At 37.4% G+C, this 19947-nt stretch carries 3 protein-coding genes; 2 read left to right on the top strand and 1 reads right to left on the bottom strand.

Annotated features, from left to right (window positions below):
• The first annotated feature begins 35 nt into the window (after positions 1-35).
• Positions 36-3686, top strand: a complete 3651-nt coding sequence (gene rpoC, locus BAU17_RS04645; RefSeq protein WP_161901656.1) for a DNA-directed RNA polymerase subunit beta' — start codon at positions 36-38, stop codon at positions 3684-3686.
• Positions 3687-3953: 267 nt separating this feature from the next.
• On the opposite strand, the gene BAU17_RS04640 is transcribed toward rpoC, so the two are convergent.
• A complete protein-coding gene (locus BAU17_RS04640) occupies positions 3954-5417 on the bottom strand; it encodes a helix-turn-helix domain-containing protein (RefSeq protein WP_161901655.1) in 1464 nt (487 codons plus the stop codon).
• 575 nt (positions 5418-5992) lie between these two features.
• On the opposite strand from BAU17_RS04640, the gene BAU17_RS04635 reads away from it, so the two are divergent.
• Positions 5993-19828 carry a Cna B-type domain-containing protein gene (locus BAU17_RS04635; RefSeq protein WP_161901654.1) on the top strand — a complete coding sequence of 4612 codons (13836 nt, stop codon included), beginning with the start codon at positions 5993-5995 and terminating at the stop codon, positions 19826-19828.
• Positions 19829-19947: the final 119 nt, after the last annotated feature.

Below are 19947 nucleotides of genomic sequence, written 5' to 3'. Positions count from 1 at the left end.
CTGCTAGCCATGAAATGAAATGGAGGGAACCCCTTTTGATCGATGTAAATAAATTCGAAAGTATGCAAATAGGTTTGGCTTCTCCCGAAAAAATCAGAAGCTGGTCTTATGGTGAAGTAAAAAAACCTGAGACTATTAACTATCGTACTTTAAAACCTGAACGTGAAGGGTTATTTGACGAGCGTATTTTCGGTCCTACAAAAGACTGGGAGTGTGCGTGTGGTAAATACAAACGTATCCGTTATAAAGGAATCGTTTGTGATCGCTGTGGTGTGGAAGTAACTCGTTCAAAAGTTCGTCGTGAACGTATGGGTCACATTGAATTAGCAGCTCCAGTTTCTCATATCTGGTATTTCAAAGGTATCCCATCTCGCATGGGTCTTGTGTTAGACATGAGCCCTCGTGCGTTAGAAGAAATCATTTACTTCGCATCTTACGTAGTAATTGAACCAGGAAATACAAGTTTAGAGAAGAAACAATTATTAACAGAACGCGAATATCGCGAAAAACGTGATCAATACGGTCAAGAATTCAACGCTGCTATGGGTGCAGAAGCTATCAAACAATTGCTAGATTCTGTTGACTTAGATGGTGAAGTTGCGGAATTGAAAGAAGAGTTAAAAACTGCTTCAGGTCAAAAACGTACACGTGCGATTCGTCGTTTAGATATTTTAGAAGCTTTCCGTGCTTCAGGAAATAAACCAAGTTGGATGGTTATGGACGTTGTTCCAGTCATTCCTCCTGATTTACGTCCAATGGTTCAATTAGAAGGTGGTCGTTTTGCGACTTCTGATTTGAATGATTTGTACCGTCGTGTGATTAACCGTAACAACCGTTTGAAACGTTTGTTAGACTTAAACGCACCGAATATTATCGTTCAAAATGAAAAACGTATGTTGCAAGAAGCAGTCGATGCATTGATTGATAATGGTCGTCGTGGCCGTCCTGTTACAGGTCCTGGTAACCGTCCATTAAAATCTCTGTCTCATATGCTAAAAGGGAAACAAGGTCGTTTCCGTCAAAACTTACTAGGTAAACGTGTCGACTATTCTGGTCGTTCGGTTATCGTTGTAGGACCTTTCTTGAAGATGTACCAATGTGGACTTCCGAAAGAAATGGCTATCGAATTATTCAAACCATTTGTGATGCACGAACTAGTGAAACGTGAACTAGCTTCAAACATCAAAAATGCAAAACGTAAAATTGAACGCGGTGAAGATGACGTTTGGGACGTATTAGAAGACGTAATCAAAGAACACCCAGTTCTATTGAACCGGGCACCTACTTTGCATAGATTAGGTATCCAAGCCTTTGAACCAGTCTTAGTTGAAGGTCGCGCAATTCGCTTGCATCCGCTTGTGTGTGAAGCCTACAATGCCGATTTCGATGGAGACCAAATGGCGGTTCACGTACCATTAAATGAAGAAGCACAAGCAGAAGCACGTATGTTAATGCTTGCCGCTCAAAATATTTTGAACCCTAAAGATGGTAAACCAGTTGTAACACCATCTCAAGATATGGTCTTAGGTAACTACTACCTAACAATGGAAGAAGACGGACGTGAAGGCGAAGGCATGATTTTCCGTGACATGGATGAAGCAGTAACAGCATGGCGTAATGGCTACGTGCATTTACATTCACGTGTTGCAGTTAATCCAAAAATGTTAGGTGAAAAACCATTCACAGATGAACAAAAATCTCGTCTAATGGTAACAACGGTAGGTAAGATTATCTTTAACTCAATCATGCCACCAGAATTCCCTTACTTGAATGAACCGACTGACTTTAACTTAACGGTTCAAACACCGGATAAATACTTTGTTGAAGCTGGAACAGATATTCCAACGTTCATTAAAGAACAAGAATTAGTTGGTCCATTCAAGAAGAAAAACTTAGGAAATATTATCGCTGAAGTCTTCAAACGTTTCCGTGTGACTGAAACATCACGCATGTTGGACCGTATGAAAGACTTAGGTTACAAACACTCAACTCATGCTGGTATTACAGTTGGTATCGCTGATATCATGGTCTTACATGAAAAACACGATATTATTGAAAATGCCCACAAACAAGTTGAAACAATTACTAAACAATTCCGTCGTGGTTTGATCACTGATGATGAACGTTATGAACGTGTAATTGGTGTTTGGAATGCTGCCAAAGATGCTATTCAGTTAAAACTGATGGAATCTTTAGAAGCGAAAAACCCAATCTTCATGATGTCAGATTCTGGAGCCCGTGGTAACATCTCCAACTTTACACAGCTTGCTGGTATGCGTGGATTGATGGCCGCTCCGAGTGGTAAAATCATGGAATTACCAATCATCTCTAACTTCCGTGAAGGTTTGACCGTCTTGGAAATGTTTATCTCTACGCATGGAGCTCGTAAAGGAATGACCGATACAGCCTTGAAGACAGCCGATTCAGGTTACTTGACTCGTCGTCTAGTAGATGTAGCCCAAGATGTTATCATTCGTGAAGATGATTGTGGAACAGATCGTGGCTTGGTCATTCAAGCTATTCGTGAAGGAAATGAAATTATCGAAGCATTAGACGAACGTCTATTGGGTCGTTACTCTCGTAAATCTGTTCTTCATCCAGAAACAGGTGCTGTGATTATCGGTGCTAACCAATTAATTACCGAAGATATTGCGAAACAAATTGTTGAATCTGGTATCGAAGAAGTAGCAATCCGTTCTGTCTTTACATGTAATACTAAACATGGTGTATGTAAACACTGTTATGGACGTAACTTGGCAACTGGTAATGAAGTTGAAGTCGGAGAAGCAGTTGGTACAATCGCTGCGCAATCAATCGGAGAGCCTGGTACACAGTTAACAATGCGTACTTTCCATACCGGTGGGGTTGCCGGAGACGATATCACTCAAGGTCTTCCTCGTATCCAAGAAATCTTTGAAGCACGTAATCCAAAAGGGCAAGCAGTTATCACTGAAGTTACTGGTGACGTCATTGACATCTCTGAAGATGCATCAACACGTACGAAAGAAGTAACGATTAAAGGTGAAACTGATACACGTACCTATGTTGTACCATTCACTGCACGTATGAAAGTTGCTGAAGGCGACATGATTAATCGTGGGGAAGCATTGACAGAAGGTTCAATCGAGCCAAAACACTTGCTACAAGTCAGTGATGTATTGACAGTAGAAAATTATCTATTACGTGAAGTACAACGCGTATACCGTATGCAAGGGGTAGAAATCGGCGATAAACATATTGAAGTAATGGTTCGTCAAATGTTACGCAAAGTCCGCGTAATGGATCCAGGTGATACAGATATTTTACCAGGAACATTAATGGATATTGCTGACTTTAAAGACCGTAACTACAATACGCTAGTTTCTGGTGGCGTACCTGCGACATCACGTCCAGTCTTACTAGGTATCACGAAAGCATCATTGGAAACAAACAGCTTCTTATCTGCTGCATCATTCCAAGAAACAACTCGTGTCCTAACAGATGCTGCAATTCGCGGTAAGAAAGATCCACTTCTAGGCTTGAAAGAAAATGTTATTATTGGTAAAATCATTCCAGCTGGTACTGGTATGCCTCGTTACCGTAACATGGAGCCAAAAGAAGTAACAGTTGCAAGCGAAAATGTTTATAGCATTTCAGACATTGAAGCACAAATGGCTGCTGAAGATAAAATGAATGAAATGAATTAATTTTTATGAAAAAAGCTACTCACATTAAAGTGAGTAGCTTTTTTTGATTTATAGTTAGTGAAAAACAAGTGGCATTCACGAGGTATTCCCTCGTGAATGCCAAGGTTATACATAAGTAAAACTCTACATGAGTATGCAAATAATTGATTTAAAAGGATTTTTTCGATCTGTATTACTCTGTTCTTACCAAGGAATACCCTAGGTAAGAGTTTATAAAAAATAAGAATCATTTGCTTGGATGTAAAGAGCAAACGATTCATTTTTTTTTTATTCAACATAATCAACAAAAGCAGATTTACGTTGATTATTTGTTTGCGGTAAGAACAAAGCGTCAACTTGTTTTTCAATATTTTGCAAATCAATATTTGTCAGTGAAGCATAAATATAAACAATGGGTTGTGCATGTTGTGCTAGTTCTGATAAATCAGTAGTACTAACGATAACGTCGGCTTCCTGACAATCAGCGACAAAAATTATATTGTATTTTGCTAAATAATAATTAATTCGCTTTTCAATAAATATTTTGTGTAGTGAGACAAAATCAGAATAAACAAAGATTTTAACTCTCGGATTAAATAGCACAGGATTGACAATTGCTGTAACGCCTAGAAAAGAGATGAACTTATGATAATCCGAGTCTTTAAATTGAGGTGATTTTTGCGTTACGTCTATCCAAAACAATTCAAATTGTTGATGATAAACAGGGAATGCTTTGTCAAAACTGTCAAAATTTCTTAAACCTAAAATGTTTAATAAGAAATTATTCACTAAAAACATCGATTGGAACTGTATTTGGCGGTCAAGAGATGCCCCTAAACATTCTTTTTCTTTTAAATTTAGCGGTCGAAAATATGTTTCAAAAGCGCTGAGCCAAATATGAATCTCTTCTTTAAATAATTGTGATGAACGTTTCGCGACTATTTTTCCGGATGGAATAAAATCTAGCGCATATAAACTTAATAATAGGAATTGCCAATCTCTTTCTGACAACTCTGGTAAAAAATCGGGTTTTGACTTAAATCGATAGAGAGAATGGTACTGCATAGCTGATTCATCCAATGTCACGGAGCCATGAATTTTATTTGTTTGTACTAGTATTAAGACAAGTAAACTAAGAAACTGTAATTTTTTTTCGTTTATATCTATTTCTAAATAAATGAGAATTTGTTGGGTTAGTTGTATATATTTTTCTTTATCAGGAAACCAAGAGAGGCGGTTTAAACTACGATGTACCATAAAAAAGTAATACTGGAAATTGGATAGTAGTTTGCTAACTGGTCCTGTGATAGTGATTTTATCAGAAAGTGTGACATGTATTTGATGGTGAGCCAAAATTCGATTCAAACGTGTTAAGTAGCGTGCAAGTGTCGATTTTGAAATATAGTTTTGTTCACAAAATTCAAGTGTAGAGATATCTTTTTGTAAAAAGAGTGCTTTGTAGAGATTATAACTCAAATCATTCATGAAAAAATCTTCTACAAGTCGTTGAATATTTACATTGTTTCGAATTAATTTAACCCCTCGTCGCTTATTAATCATCAGCATCACTTCATCTTTTGTATACAATTTTTTAAAATCGGCCTGTAAATCTAAACAAGCTGAGCGAACGTTACTTGGCGTGATGTGGTCCAAGCGTTTTGCTATTTGTTGTGCAGATAAGAAGTCGGTTTCATTACTTAGAACTTCGATAATTTCAATTTTTAAAAACAGCTTCGATTTTAGTCTAGCCATATACGTTATCTATTTAGTATGGTATGCATTCTAAATAGATTTAGGCACCTCCCGTCTTAACAAATTTCACAAAGTAGTCTATAAAATACCCGTTATTTTAACATAGTATATGGAGGACTTGTAAGTTCATAAATAGCAAAACTATTTGTTTGAAATTGACGTTTCTCCGTCTAGTTGGATTCGTTATGATTAACATGGTAGGTTTTATCAAAAAATATTATATATATGTAAAAAAAGTGATTTTATTCTTTTTTTATTGCCATAAATTAATAAGTGAGTCGTATAAGATAATAGTTTTAATTAGGGTAAAAAAACGAATGAAAACGTTTATTTATAGTTTTTATTGTTTAAAAATTAAAAAAACTCTTATTTTATTAATGTAAACCATGATTATCATTATTATTTTTGTTATTTAAATTATGAGAAAAATATCATTATTGAAGCATAAAAATAGTGTTGGTAACTCAATTTTTATATAATGGGAAAATCAAATTTTAAGTTACGTTATGTTCAAAAAATATTTTTTGACCGTTTGTTTTTGATAGATGAAAGAAATTAAAGGAGTGAATTAACCGATGAATTCGAAAAATACACAAAAAATGTCAGCCATATTTATGTTAATGATTTTGTTCATTCAGAGTGTAATGACCCCGATTTTAGCGATAGCTGATACAGAGGTTCAAACACAATCCGTACAGAACGATGTATTATTGAAGAAATTCAAAGTAGAAAAGGACGAGGAGGATCAGATTACAATTGTGCTTGATACCGAGGTGAAAAATACCACTGGGACAGAGCAAACATGGGAACTTACCTCCAGTTTGGCTGTACAATTAACGCCGAGCACCTTACCAGCAGGAGTTAGTGCCAAAGTCGATGGCAAAAAAATCGAAATCAAAGCACAGACAAATACCGTAACGCAGGTGCCGTTAAAGCTAAACGTTGCGAAGACGTCAGAGAAGCAACAGTTAACCATTACCGATAAAGGTACGCAACAAAAGACTGTTGAGATACCACAGCTTGTGATTCAATCTTCAGCGACAGAGACAACAGAAGAAACCGAAGCAAGCAGTGAAGCAGACCCCGAGCCTGAACCTGAGTCCAGCACAACAGAAACAACAACTATTGTAGCAGAAGAGTCAGCAACTATAGAGTCTAGTACAAGTGAAACGAGTAGTTCGACAGAATCATCTTCTGAAGAATCAAGCGAAGTTTCTAGTGAAGAGGTAGTACAGGAAACGAGTGATTCTGGGGAAGAAAAACCAAAAGCGAAAAAAAGCGCGAAAATTGGCGTACAAGCAGAAGGTAGAGAATTAGATGCGTCAGAAGTTAAAATCACAGATTTCAAATTGACAGACAGAAATGGCAATGAATCAACTCCATCTAATCCAATTGATCCATTTAGCTCTGATGGAGTAAAAATTCAAATGAACTGGGAATTGCCAGTTTCAGAAGATGGGACACATCATGTGAAGAAGGGCGATTATTATACCTTTGATTTGCCTAAAAATTTGTTGATAATCGAAAATACATTAACAGGTGAATTAAAAGGAAGTAATGGGATTTCTTTTGGTACGTATGAGGTTAGCCCAGAAGGTCGAGTGACATTTACATTTAACGAAAATGTAGGTGAAGATTCTGTTCATGGCGACTTTGAATTATTTAGCTGGATAGACACCAAAACAATCACGCGAGAAGTAATTGAGAAAATTGAAGTTCCTTTTGTAGACGGTGAAAAAGAATTCAATTTATATTTAAAACCATCAGGTGGTGGTGCTATTAATAAAACAGGGAAAATGGCCCCCTTTACTGGAAGTGAAATTCAATGGCAAGTAGATGTGAACACGGATTTAAAACAACTGGTTAATCCTGTTATTACCGATGATATCCAAGACAAGCTAACATTAGATCCCGATAGCATTGAAGTTTATGTTTTGGATGTCGATATTAATGGCAACGTTAAAGAAGGTGCTAAACTAGATCCGAGTAACTATGATCTTGATACTTCCGATGGTAATTTACAAGTAAAACTAAAAGATTTAACAGAAGAAGGTCAGTTTAAAGCTTATCGTATAAAATATAAAACAACTGTGAACGATGCCGAAAATTTAGAAGATAACCAAACATTTGAAAATACTGCAACATTTACTAATAATGGTGACACTAAATCAGATTCTGCAAAAACACAGTCAAATTATGGGAAAGAAATTGATAAGAAAGATAACCCAACTTATAATCCGGCAGAACAAACCTTTGAATGGCAAATTGATTACAATTCTGGTCAGAAAAAGCTAGCTCCGGGTACCCATTTTACGGATACATGGAATAAATCAATGAATTTAGAATCATTTGACATTTATCCCGCGACACCAGATGCAAATGGCGTATTGATTCAAGATGGAACAACGCCTATTCCGACAACAGAGTATGAAAAGACGGATGACGAAAATGGATTTACGCTAAACTTCCCTAATGGTGTAGATAAACAAGCGTATATTATTAAATACAAAACGAAATTAAATGGGTTAATTACCAACCCACAAGATGAAGCTGTGGAAAATACAGTGACAATTGATGGTGAGACTAAGAGTGGTAGTAAAGGAACGTTCTCACAATTTGGTGTTGTTAAAAGGAATACAAATGTTAATTTTGACAACAGAACCATGGATTGGCAAATTGTAATCAACGGTAATAATTATGATATGACGAATTTAAAATTAACAGATACCTTTAAAGCAGATGGTTTATCCCTACACAAAGAGACCGATTATAAATTAACATTAACTGAACAAGATACTGGTAAGAAATTGGTCTTAGGCGAAGATTATAAATTAACAGTTACGGATTCAGTACCGGGTACACCTGGTGGTTTCGAAATTGAGTTTCTAGGTGATTACAAGCAAACCAATAAGACGTTCGTATTAGACTATACGACGGACTTTATTCGCAATTCAGATGGTACAAATGCGTATCCTAACCATACGTCAATTGATTGGGAAGAAGGCAGTGAAAAGCGTCACACAGAAACCAAAAATATTGATATCGAGCCGAAAAAACATTTTATGGGACCGAATGGTGCTAAAAGTGGCTCATTTAATCGTGAAACTGGTCGCACAACTTGGAATGTCGATGCTAATTATGCACGTTTGGAAATTGATCCAACAAAAGAATTTAAAATTGTGGATGCGTTACAAGATAACCAAGAATACGTTACCGATACGTTGATTGCTTATTCTTATAAAGTTGAAGCGGATGGGACGATTGTCAGAGATACAAGTACCCCTCTTGTAAAAGATGTTGATTACACATTTAGTTATGATGAATCTTCAAAAACAATTACAGTAGAATTTACAGAAGCAGCAAAGAGCAAATACCCAATGATGGGCATTCAATTCGATACTAAGTTTGAAAATGACATTATAAACAAAACAAAAATTAACAATAGTGCAAAGACAACTGTCAATGATAAAGAATTTGATTTGACTGGTAGCGTAGAGGCTGTTCCTAATGGGGACGCATATGCTAAAAAATCGGGTACGTCAGAAGGAAACAAAATTAATTGGGAAATCGTGATGAATCCTAATGGTTCAACTATTTCTCAATTCAAACTGACAGATATTATAGCAGATCCTAAAGAACAAGACCCCGATAACGTGAATGGTAGTAACCGAACAGATAGTATGTTAATCGAAGGCTCTTTCCGGATCTTTGAAGCAAATCTTGTAGGAACAGATGGTTTTGAAGCAGGTGCCGAAATGCAACCAGATGGAGCAGCACCATATACGATTACCACAGTAGTAAAAGAAGATGGACAACAATACTTTGTGCTTGAATTTACAGGTACAATTCATAAGCCTTACATTTTAACATATTCAACATTAGTTGATGCAACAGGTTCAATGAATATTGTGAATAAGTTTAGTGTTGAAGGAAATAATCAGCAAATTATTCAGAAAGAACAAGAAGTAGAAGAAAGTGTGAGAATTTCAGGATCACAAGGAAGTGGTTATGGCACTCGAGGCACGCTGAAAATTAAAAAATTTGCAGAAGATTTTAAAGGAACGGCAGCGACCAATCAACAATTACCAGCAAATAAAAATCAGTTAGCAATCACAGGTACAGATGCAACGGCAGCTAGATTTGAACTTCGTACTATGAATGGCAATCTTTTACGGACAGGGAACTTGAATGAAGATGGGGAACTAATTTTCCCTAACTTACGAGCAGGTTGGTATCGTATTGTAGAAGTAGCACCACCAAATGGTTACGTCGTGCAAAGCGAATACGCGGGAGCAGGGAAAGCTGTCAAACTAGATATTGAAGCAGATAAAACGTTACAATATGATGTTATCAACCCTAAGCATAAAGCCACAATTAGAAAAGTAGATGAATTAGGGAATAAAATTAATAGCTCAGAAGTCGATGCAGCAGTGTTTACCATTTATAAAAAAGGCACAACAGATATCGTTCAAGATGATGTCAAAGCTGTGAATGGTGAAGTAACGGTTGAACTTGATGAGGGCGAGTATGAATTAGTAGAGAAAAAAGCAGCGAAGGGTTACCTATTAAACAAAGATTTAAAAATTGCTTTTAATGTTACACATGAAACAAATGGAACCCAAAAAATTGAAACAATTGCTTTTAGAAACTTCCAAGGATCTGTTAAGTGGAAAAAAGAAAGTGCAGCAGGTGTAGCGTTAGCAGGAGCAGAGTTTACGGTGTTTGATAGTAACGGTAAAGCAGTGAAAAAAGGAACTTCCAATGCTAACGGTGAAGTTACTATCAGTGGTTTAGCGCCTGGAGATTACACGATAAAAGAAACAAAAGCACCAGCTGATTATATTTTAAATGATCGAGAAGTAACATTTACTATCACTGATCAAAACGCAAACGATACAGCACCAACTATTGTTGACTTATCTGGAACACCGTTACAAAATTTCCGTGGCAATGCTTCGATGAAAAAAGTGGATGCCCAGACGCAAGCACCACTAGCAAATGCAGAATTTGTGATTAGAAATGCTGCAGGGAAGTTTTATGGTGGTATGGATCCTACAACTGAAAAAATTTCTTGGATTGATGATCAAAATAATGCAGAGAAATTTACCTCAGATGCCAACGGGCTGGTAACCGGACCGGATTTAGGTTCTGGAAAGTATGAGTTTGTCGAAACAAAAGCACCAGACGGTTACGTTAGAAATCGACATACTGAATCTTTTGAGATTACTAATTCAGCACAAACCAAGCCAAGTATAGTGGAAGTGACCAAATTATTCTCAAACTACAAAGGTTCTGTTGAATTAACAAAACAAAACACAGCAGGGACTACATTAGCAGGTGTAACGTATCACTTTAAACGTCAGGTGGACGGTAAATATTACAAAAAGGGAACCCCAGATGAATGGGTAGATAAAGCCGATGCGACGTTATTGACGACGGATGCGGATGGGAAAATTTCAATCACTGGTTTAGCACCAGGAACGTATGATTTTGAAGAAGTTCAACAATTAGACGGCTATATTTTAAAAGAAGCGCCTGAAACAATTACTATTAATCGGAGTGCAACAAATAATAACTCCGCAATTAATCGTACTGTAACAGCAACTAACCAACGTGGGAAACTGACTGTAACCAAACAGTTTGAGAATGGTCCAGTTTTATCGGGAAATATGCCACAATTTGCGTTAAGAAAAAAAGGCACGAACGAATATTATGTTTCGGGCCAAATAGAACCCAACGGGGCAGCTAAATTTGAGACATCTGCGCATACCGATACGACTAATTTCACGGATTTAGCTAACAAGTTTAAAATAAATCTAGTTTCAGGAAATTCATTTAGTGTAGCTGAAATTCCATCTGGTGAATATGAATTAGTTGAAGTATCATCACATGGACAGTATATGCGAAATACGACTATTTTACCGATAACGATTGCTAGTCAGTCACAAGATGGTACTTTTGAAGTAAACGAGAACTTTACGAACTACCAAGGGAATGTCATTTGGAAAAAAGTTGCTGCCGATGGTACAACTGGATTACCAGGGGCAGAATTTGAAGTTGTGACTGAGCAAGGCATGTCATTGACACCACCTAAGACAGGCATTTCCGCAACAGATGGGACAGTCACAATTAAAGGTTTACAGCCGGGTAAATACAAATTAAAAGAAATCAAAGCACCAGCAAATCATATTGTGAACCCAACACTATCAGAACCATTTGAAGTACCAAGCGCAAATGAAGGCACATTTACCGCTGATTTGACTACAGGTACTCAGTCGTCATTAGCGAACTATCAACGTCGCGCACAAATGCAAAAAACAAATGGGACAGAAGGTTTAGCCGATGCAGTCTTTGCCATTAAAAAAGCAGACAAATATTACGATCAAGATGAAACAGGTCAAGTGATTTGGAAAGATGCACCAACAGAATTGACAGATAAAGGGAAATTCATATCTGATCAAGACGGCTATGTTTTAAGTCCTTTATTAGGTGAAGGTAATTATGAATTTGTTGAGATTGTTGCACCGTCAGGGTATGTGTTGAATACTCACACTGTGCCATTTACAATTGCTACGGGTGTAACAAATCAGGAAGAGGCCGATGTTATTCAAACAACCAATCAAGGTGAAGAACTAGTTTTACAAAACTACAAAGGTTCTGCTAAAATCACGAAAACAGGTTTGAATGGGCAATTACTAAAAGGCGTCGTATTTGAGTTCTTAGATGACAAAGACACTGTTCTGAAGGAAGTTACGACCAATGATTCAGGTGTAGCTACGGTAACAGACTTAGGTCCAGGAACATATTATTTTAGAGAAAAAGCAACTGTTCCGGGATACGCACTGAACGCCAATAAAGTCGAAATTAAGATTACAGAAAGCTATCTGAATGAAGTGAAAGAAGTTTCAGAATCATTAAGTAATGAATTAACCAAAGTAAGTTTCACTAAGACGGAACAAGCTATCTCTGACCAAGGATTTCACGGTGGAAATCTAGCAGGCGCTGAATTTGTTGTGAAGAGCGATAATGATTTTATTAAGGACAATACAAGTAGTGAAGCGGGAATTGCTTGGAATACAGTAGCATCAATTGATGAAGCGAAACGATTCATTTCAACTACTAACGGAGTGGTCACTATTGAAGGTCTGATTCCAGGGGATTATGACATTATTGAAGTGGATGCTCCAAATCGTGACCGTTATAAAGAGATTGATACGAAAGAAAAATTAAAAGTTACAATTACTGCAACAGGTCAAGTCATCTACAAAGATGCTAACGGTGAGGAATTATCAAGCCAAAATGGAATTGAAGTAGTAAATGAATTAACGACAGTGGATTACAACGGTACGAAAAATTGGAATGATTTTGATAACCACTTAGCGACTCGTCCTGATGAAATTTATGTAACGTTGTATCGTCAAGTTGAAAATGGAAAACTTGAAAAAGTTCCCGGAATTACCAACCCGGTGAAAGTCACTGGCACGACAAATAATTGGACATTTAATTTTGATGGTTTAGTTAAATATGATGCAAACGGAAATCCGTATACCTTTACAGTGAAAGAATCTCGTGATTCAGCAGGAACGAAACCAGTAAATGGTTATACGGTAACCACAGACTATACAACTGAAAACCAATTAAAGCTAAATAATAAATTACAGTTAATCGATGTCTCTGGTCAAAAATCGTGGGTAGATGACAACAATGAATTCAATACGCGCCCATCAAGCATTACCCTGAAACTATTACGTAATGGACAGCAGGCAAAAGATGCTACTGGAGCTGATATTGTCCAAACAGTAGATGCAAAAGCCAACTGGTCGTATACATTTACAGGGTTGCCAGAATTTGATAAAGAGGGCAATAAAATTACGTATACCGTCGAAGAAGAATCTGTATCCGGATATAAGCGAAGTGATGATACAACTACAATGAATGTAACCAATACTTGGGAACAAACACAATTTGCAGTTGAAAAGATTTGGGAAGGAGATGCTTCAAGCGCAGCATTGACACGTCCAGAAAATATACAATTCCAACTGTATAATCGAGTGAAGGGCAATGATACAACGTTTGCGAAGTTCGGAGAACCTCAATCAGTGAGTGATGCTGTTTCTTGGAAACACACGTTCACAGGTTTACCAAAATATCGAAATGTTGATGGCAAATTACTTGAATTAGAATATACAGTCAAAGAAGTGCAAGAAGATAAATTAACAGGTTACACGCCATCAGAATATGTGGATGGGAAAATTACCAACACACTAAACACAATAGATATTCCTGTGAAAAAAGTCTGGACAGTACCCAATGGAGTCGATGAAACAGACGAATTGGACAATCGTCCAAATTCAATCACGTTCCATTTAGACCGTTATACAATGACGGGAACAACAGCAACTGAGAAACAAGAAGATGTGGTTCCTCCAATTACACTAAGCAATACAGATACGCCTAAATGGGAAGGTCTATTTAGAGACTTACCAACGCATGATAAAACAGGTAAAGCATACAAATATGTTGTTCGTGAAGATGCACCAGTTGGTTATACTGCGAGTGAACCGGTAGTTGAAAATGGTCAAACAATTATTACGAATACATTTGTTCCATCAGGAAATATCTCTGTGAAAAAAATATGGGACAATGGCAATGATGCAAGTATCCAACCAGAAAAAATTACTGTGAAGTTGTATCGTTATACAACAGACAAAAATCAAGCTACCCAAGTTGGCGCAGATCGAGAATTATCTGCAACAAATGAGTGGCAAACAGTCTTCAAAGATTTAGCAGAATTTAATAACAACAAGGAAAAATATAATTATTATGTTGAAGAAGTAGGTGTGAAGGGATATCTAACCAATCCGACAATCGATGTAGATATTACAGATAACAGTCGCGTGGTTGATATTACGAACACATTAGATTCAGTCGACATTCCTGTTGAAAAAAAATGGAATGATTTAGGTTACAATATGACACATCCAGCTAGCGTGCAGTTTATCTTAACACGTCAAGTAAAAGATGGTACGAACTATAAAGAGGATGAATCATTTAAACAAATCTTGGATGTTCAAGCTAGTAACAACTGGCAAGGCACATTCGCTAAAGTAGCGAAATTCGACGCAAATGGTGAACCATTCAAATATATTGTTTCAGAAGAAGTACCGAAGGGGTATACAGCAAGTAATTCTGTAGAAATGACAACTGACAAGATTACGACTGGAACAATTGAAAATGAATTAACAGAATTAAAAGATGTCACTATCAACAAAACTTGGCTTGACTCTGACAATGCCTTCAATACTCGTCCAGAAAAAATTACATTTAATTTATTTAAAGTCATTGATGGTACAAATGTTCCTGTCCAACAAGAAGTGGATGGGCAAGTGACTAATTTGACAGAAGAGCAAGCAACAGTTGTACAAAACGGTAATACGTGGACGTACACCTTCACTGATTTGCCGATGTACGAAAACGGCCAAGAAATTCAGTATATTGCTGAGGAGACGAATGTACCGAAGAATTATACGAATACGAATGGCACAGAGCTGACTAATACGCTACAAGTAACAGCAATTGATGGACAAAAGATCTGGTTAGATGAAGATAACAAAGACGCAACTCGACCAGTTGACCAAACAATAGTTGAAGTGGAATTGTTCATCAAAGGTGCAACCGAAGCCGAAGATCAACCAGTCTTAAAAAATGGTCAACCTGTTACGACACATCTGGATAAAGAAGGGAAATATCGTTTTACGGATTTGCCAAAAGTCGATGCAGACGGCAATAAACTGATTTATATCGTAAAAGATAAGGTAAAAGGTTACCACAGTAGCAGTAACGAGGGTGGTAGTGAATTAACGAATACGCTACAAACACCAATTGAAATCAAAGGACAAAAAATTTGGTGGAATGCAAAACGTCAACCAATTACAGATGTGACATTCTTACCAGAAAAAATTACAGTTGAATTGTATCGTAAAGTGAAAGGGCAAAAAGATGAAGTGAAAATTGCTACGCAAGTCATTCAACCAAATCAGGACGCTGAATGGCACTATAAATTTGCCAACCAACCTCAATACAATGAAGCCAATGAAGAGTATCTATATACGGTTAAAGAGATTGTACCGAACGGCTATCATTTTACCGGCTATGAATTTGCTGCAGATCAAGAAGTAAAACACATTATCAATACTTTACAAACGACACAAGTGGTAGCGATGAAAGAATGGCAAGACAAAGGTGAAGAAAATAGTCGTCCCGATGCCGTCACATTCAACCTCTCTCGCTCTGTTGAAGGGGGGGCGCCAGAAGCAGTAACAACAAAACAAGTGACTGCTGCCGATAATTGGCAAGTTGTCTTTACTGAATTACCAACGCATAATCGCTTTGGTCAAAAATATCGCTATACAGTCGATGAAACGGACAAACCTGCTTGGTACAGTAAAGATATTGCACAAGAGGATAACGAAGTAACAGTGACCAATACGTTATTGAAAGAAAATGAGTTTGGAATTGAAAAACTTTGGAATGATATGAATGATGCAAGTAGTCGTCCAGAATCCATCACGATTCAGTTATACCGTGGTGTGAAAGACGAAAATGGAGCTATCCAGTATGAACCAGATGTATATAAAACCCATCAATTTGTGACTGCTGAAATGGATAAAGAAAAAACACAAGCCAATTGGATGTACACATTTGAGAATCTTCCAGAAGTTGATAAAGATGGGAACGAATATTTCTATAAAGCAGAAGAAGCCCAAGCAGTCGGATATCAAAAACCAGTTGTTACCGATATTCACAAAACGGGACAAATGACAACCATCACGAATACGTTAGACAGCACAGAGATTAAGGGAACCAAAGTTTGGGAAGATGCACAAAATATGAGTGCACGACCAACTGCGGTCACAATTGAACTGTATCGTAAATTGGCTACTGATGAAGCCTTCCCAGCAGAAGCCTTCCGTCGTCAAATCATTACAGCGCAAGATAATTGGGCCTATAATTTTGGCAAATTAGCCAAAGTAGATGCGTATAATAATGTCTATGAATATGAAATTAGAGAAGTTCCGGTTGCAGGTTATCAGACGTCAGTCATCGATACAAGTAAGGTTACGAACACACTTGAAACAACAACAATTTCAGCTACTAAAGTTTGGAAGGATAACGATAATTCATTTGGTACCCGTCCGAACGAAATAGTATTCCAATTGATGAACAAAACAGATTTAGGGTTAGTGGCTGTTCAAAAAGTGACTGAAAAAGATGGAGAAATTGTTTCAGAACCTATTACGAAGACTTTAACGAATAAGAATGCTGATTCAGAGGATGCCAACAAATGGCAAGTCACTTTTGAAGACTTACCAAAAGTAGATAATCAAGGAAAAGCGATGGAATATGTGATTCAGGAAGTGCCTAAAGATTCAATCAAAGGCTACACAACAACTTATAGTGAAGACCAACGCACGGTTATTAATACGCTTGAGTTGACACATGTTGTTGATATAACCAAAACGTGGGAAGATAACAACAATTCGGCGGGTACGCGTCCAGAATCGATTACCTTGTCGCTACAACGAAATGGACAACCAGCACTTGATGCAGTAGGAGAACCAATTATTGCTGAAATCAAAGGAGATGTAACGGCTCCAAACTGGGCCCATGTCTTTACTGGTTTACCAAAATACGATGGCAATGGGGATGCGTTTATCTATACGGTTGTTGAACAAACAATAAAGGGTTATAAACGTACGGATGATGGAACAGGAGTAACAGTCAACAATCAATTAATCACAGATCAATCCCTTTCTGTAAGAAAAGATTGGGACGATGCAGATTACTATCAAACAACGCGTCCGTCCGAAATCAAAGTTCAACTATTCCGTGAATTTGCGGATCAGTCACTTGAACGAGTAACTAAAATCATGATTCCTAGCTTAAATGCAGACGAATTAACATTGAATGCAACCAATGAGTGGACAGCTGAATTTACTGGGTTACCACAATACCAAAACGGGCAACAAACATTCACGTATGTTGCAAGAGAAGTTGCTTCGAATGAATTGCAAGGCTATACACCAACGTATGATTTGGAAGACGAGCAATATGTCATTACCAATACGTTAAATACAACCAAAGAAATTAGTGTCACAAAACAATGGCAAGATGCAACGGACCGTTCAAGTCGTCCAGATAAGGTCATTTTTGAAGTTGTTCCTTATATTGATGGTGAAGAAGATGTGGCATTTACGAATCGCAAACAGGCAGAAGTGACAGGCACAATGGATACTGATACTTGGTCAGCGAAAATTACTGGTCTACCAACGCATAACCATGAAGGCAAAGAATATACGTATGGTGTGCGAGAAGTCGATGTACCAAAAGGGTATGAAAGCCAAGTAGCAAATGATAACCGTACAATTACGAATACATTACTAGCTAAAGGTGATATTCTCGTTGAAAAAATCTGGGAAGATAACCAAGATAAGAGTACCCGACCAGATAGTATTACTTTCGACTTGTACCGTAATGTCAAAGGGTCGAAACCAACCATCTTCAAAGAAAATGTTAAATTAGTGCCAACAAAAGTTTCTGATCAACGTTGGTCCTACAAATTTGAAGGCTTAGCTGAGAAGAATCGTTCAGGTGAACCGTATATCTATTCTGTAAAAGAACATGCAGTGATCGGTTACGAGTCAACAATTGACAATTCTGATAAGCAAACAAAAGTCATCACGAACACCTTAGATAGTACAAGTGTTGCTGTAGAAAAACGATGGGATGACCAAGACTATGTATTAGCACACAATGGAGATGTTACATTTACCTTAACTCGTAAAACAGAAGCAGGTACAGATAATGAATTTACACGTACGTTAACTGTCAATGCGGCAAGTGATTGGAAAACTTCAATCGATGGTTTAGCGAAAGTTGATCAAGATGGTCAGACGTTCACTTATGAAATCAAAGAAGTTGAAAACACTGCTACGAAAGGGTACAAACCAGGAGAAATGGAACAAAATGCACCATACGACATGGCTATCACCAACCACTTAACCGAGACAACGGCTGTAAACATGACGAAAATTTGGAACGATGAGAACCTTGTTTTCAATGCTCGTCCAGAGTCAATCAGCTTACAGTTAATGAAAAATAAAGTAGTGGATGGCAAAAATACTCATGTACCAGTTGAGAAATTAGTCGATGGTCAAGCAGTTGCAATTACTGAAAAAGAAGCGACAGTCACTAAAGATGGCAACAAATGGTTCTACACATTTGAGAACTTACCGAAGTACGAAAATGGACAAAAAATTCATTATGTTGTTCAAGAACAACAAGTTGAAGATTATCAAGAACCAGTTTATGACAAAGACATGATTATAAATACGTTAGAGACGAAAGCTATCGAAGGTACAAAACATTGGGATGACCATGACAACCAAGATGGCAAGCGCCCAGATGAAATCACTGTTCATTTGTATTCAGATGTGACAGGTGAGGAAGTAATTACTTCTCAAACAGTATCAGCAGAAACTGATTGGCACTTTGTATTTGAGCATTTACCAGTGACAAAAAATGGTAAAATAATTGAGTACAAAGTAGTCGAAGATCGTGTGGTAGGTTATGAGGAGCCTAACTATGCTGAAGAAGGCTATGATATTACCAATACACGCAAGCCGGAACGTATAGATATCAGTGGTCAGAAAACATGGGTCCATGAGGACAATACTGAGCAAGCAACGGAAATTACAGTGCATTTACTTGCAGGAAATAAAGTCGTTGCAACGACAGAAGTGACAGCTGCAACAGATTGGAAATATGAATTCAACAATGTTGAAAAATATGCTAATGGAGAAGAGATTCAATACTCAATCCAAGAAGAAAAAGTAGTAGATTATTCTATTGCATACGATGGATTCGATATTACTAACAGCTACACACCAGGTAGAACGAATGTCAATGTGAAAAAAGTTTGGAATGATGGTAACGATAAAGACGGTATTCGTCCAGATGAAATTACAGTCACATTATTTGCCGATGGAAAAGCAACTAACCAAACCTTGCAAATCACTGTAAAAGATCAGTGGCAAGGAAGTTTCACAAACTTACCTGAAACCAAAGCTGGTCGTAAGATTGACTACACAGTCCAAGAAGATACGGTGAAAGGTTATGAAGCGGCGATTACGGGAACTATGCAAAATGGTTTTGTTATTACCAATACACACAAACCAAAAGCATCAAAACCAACAATACCAAATAAACCAGAAACACCGAAAAAACCAACGAACAAAAAAGATCTTCCAAAAACTGGGGAAGTTCAGTCTTGGATCCTACCAGCAGTCGGTGTAGGAATCATCGCAAGTGTTGCAGTGATTGCTACAAAACGACGCAAGAAAAAATCGTAAGCAGATAGGTAAAAATGACTAGCGGGAGTAATCCGGCTAGTCATTTTTTTGTTTAAGCAGAAATTAGTTTAAAATCGCTCCGCTTGTCTGTTGGTAATAGGTTGTGCTGTTAGCAAGCA

Source organism: Candidatus Enterococcus willemsii (assembly GCF_009933335.1).
Classification (GTDB): Bacteria; Bacillota; Bacilli; order Lactobacillales; family Enterococcaceae; genus Enterococcus_F; species Enterococcus_F willemsii.
The sequence above is the reverse complement of the archived record's forward strand: the minus strand, read 5'-3'. Positions and strand labels throughout refer to the sequence as shown.

What these genes read in the sequence shown, in the direction of transcription:
- BAU17_RS04640 (WP_161901655.1), bottom strand. Translation starts at nt 5,417, where the DNA reads ATGGCTAGACTAAAATCGAAGCTGTTTTTAAAAATTGAAATTATCGAA.
- BAU17_RS04635 (WP_161901654.1), top strand. Translation starts at nt 5,993, where the DNA reads ATGAATTCGAAAAATACACAAAAAATGTCAGCCATATTTATGTTAATG.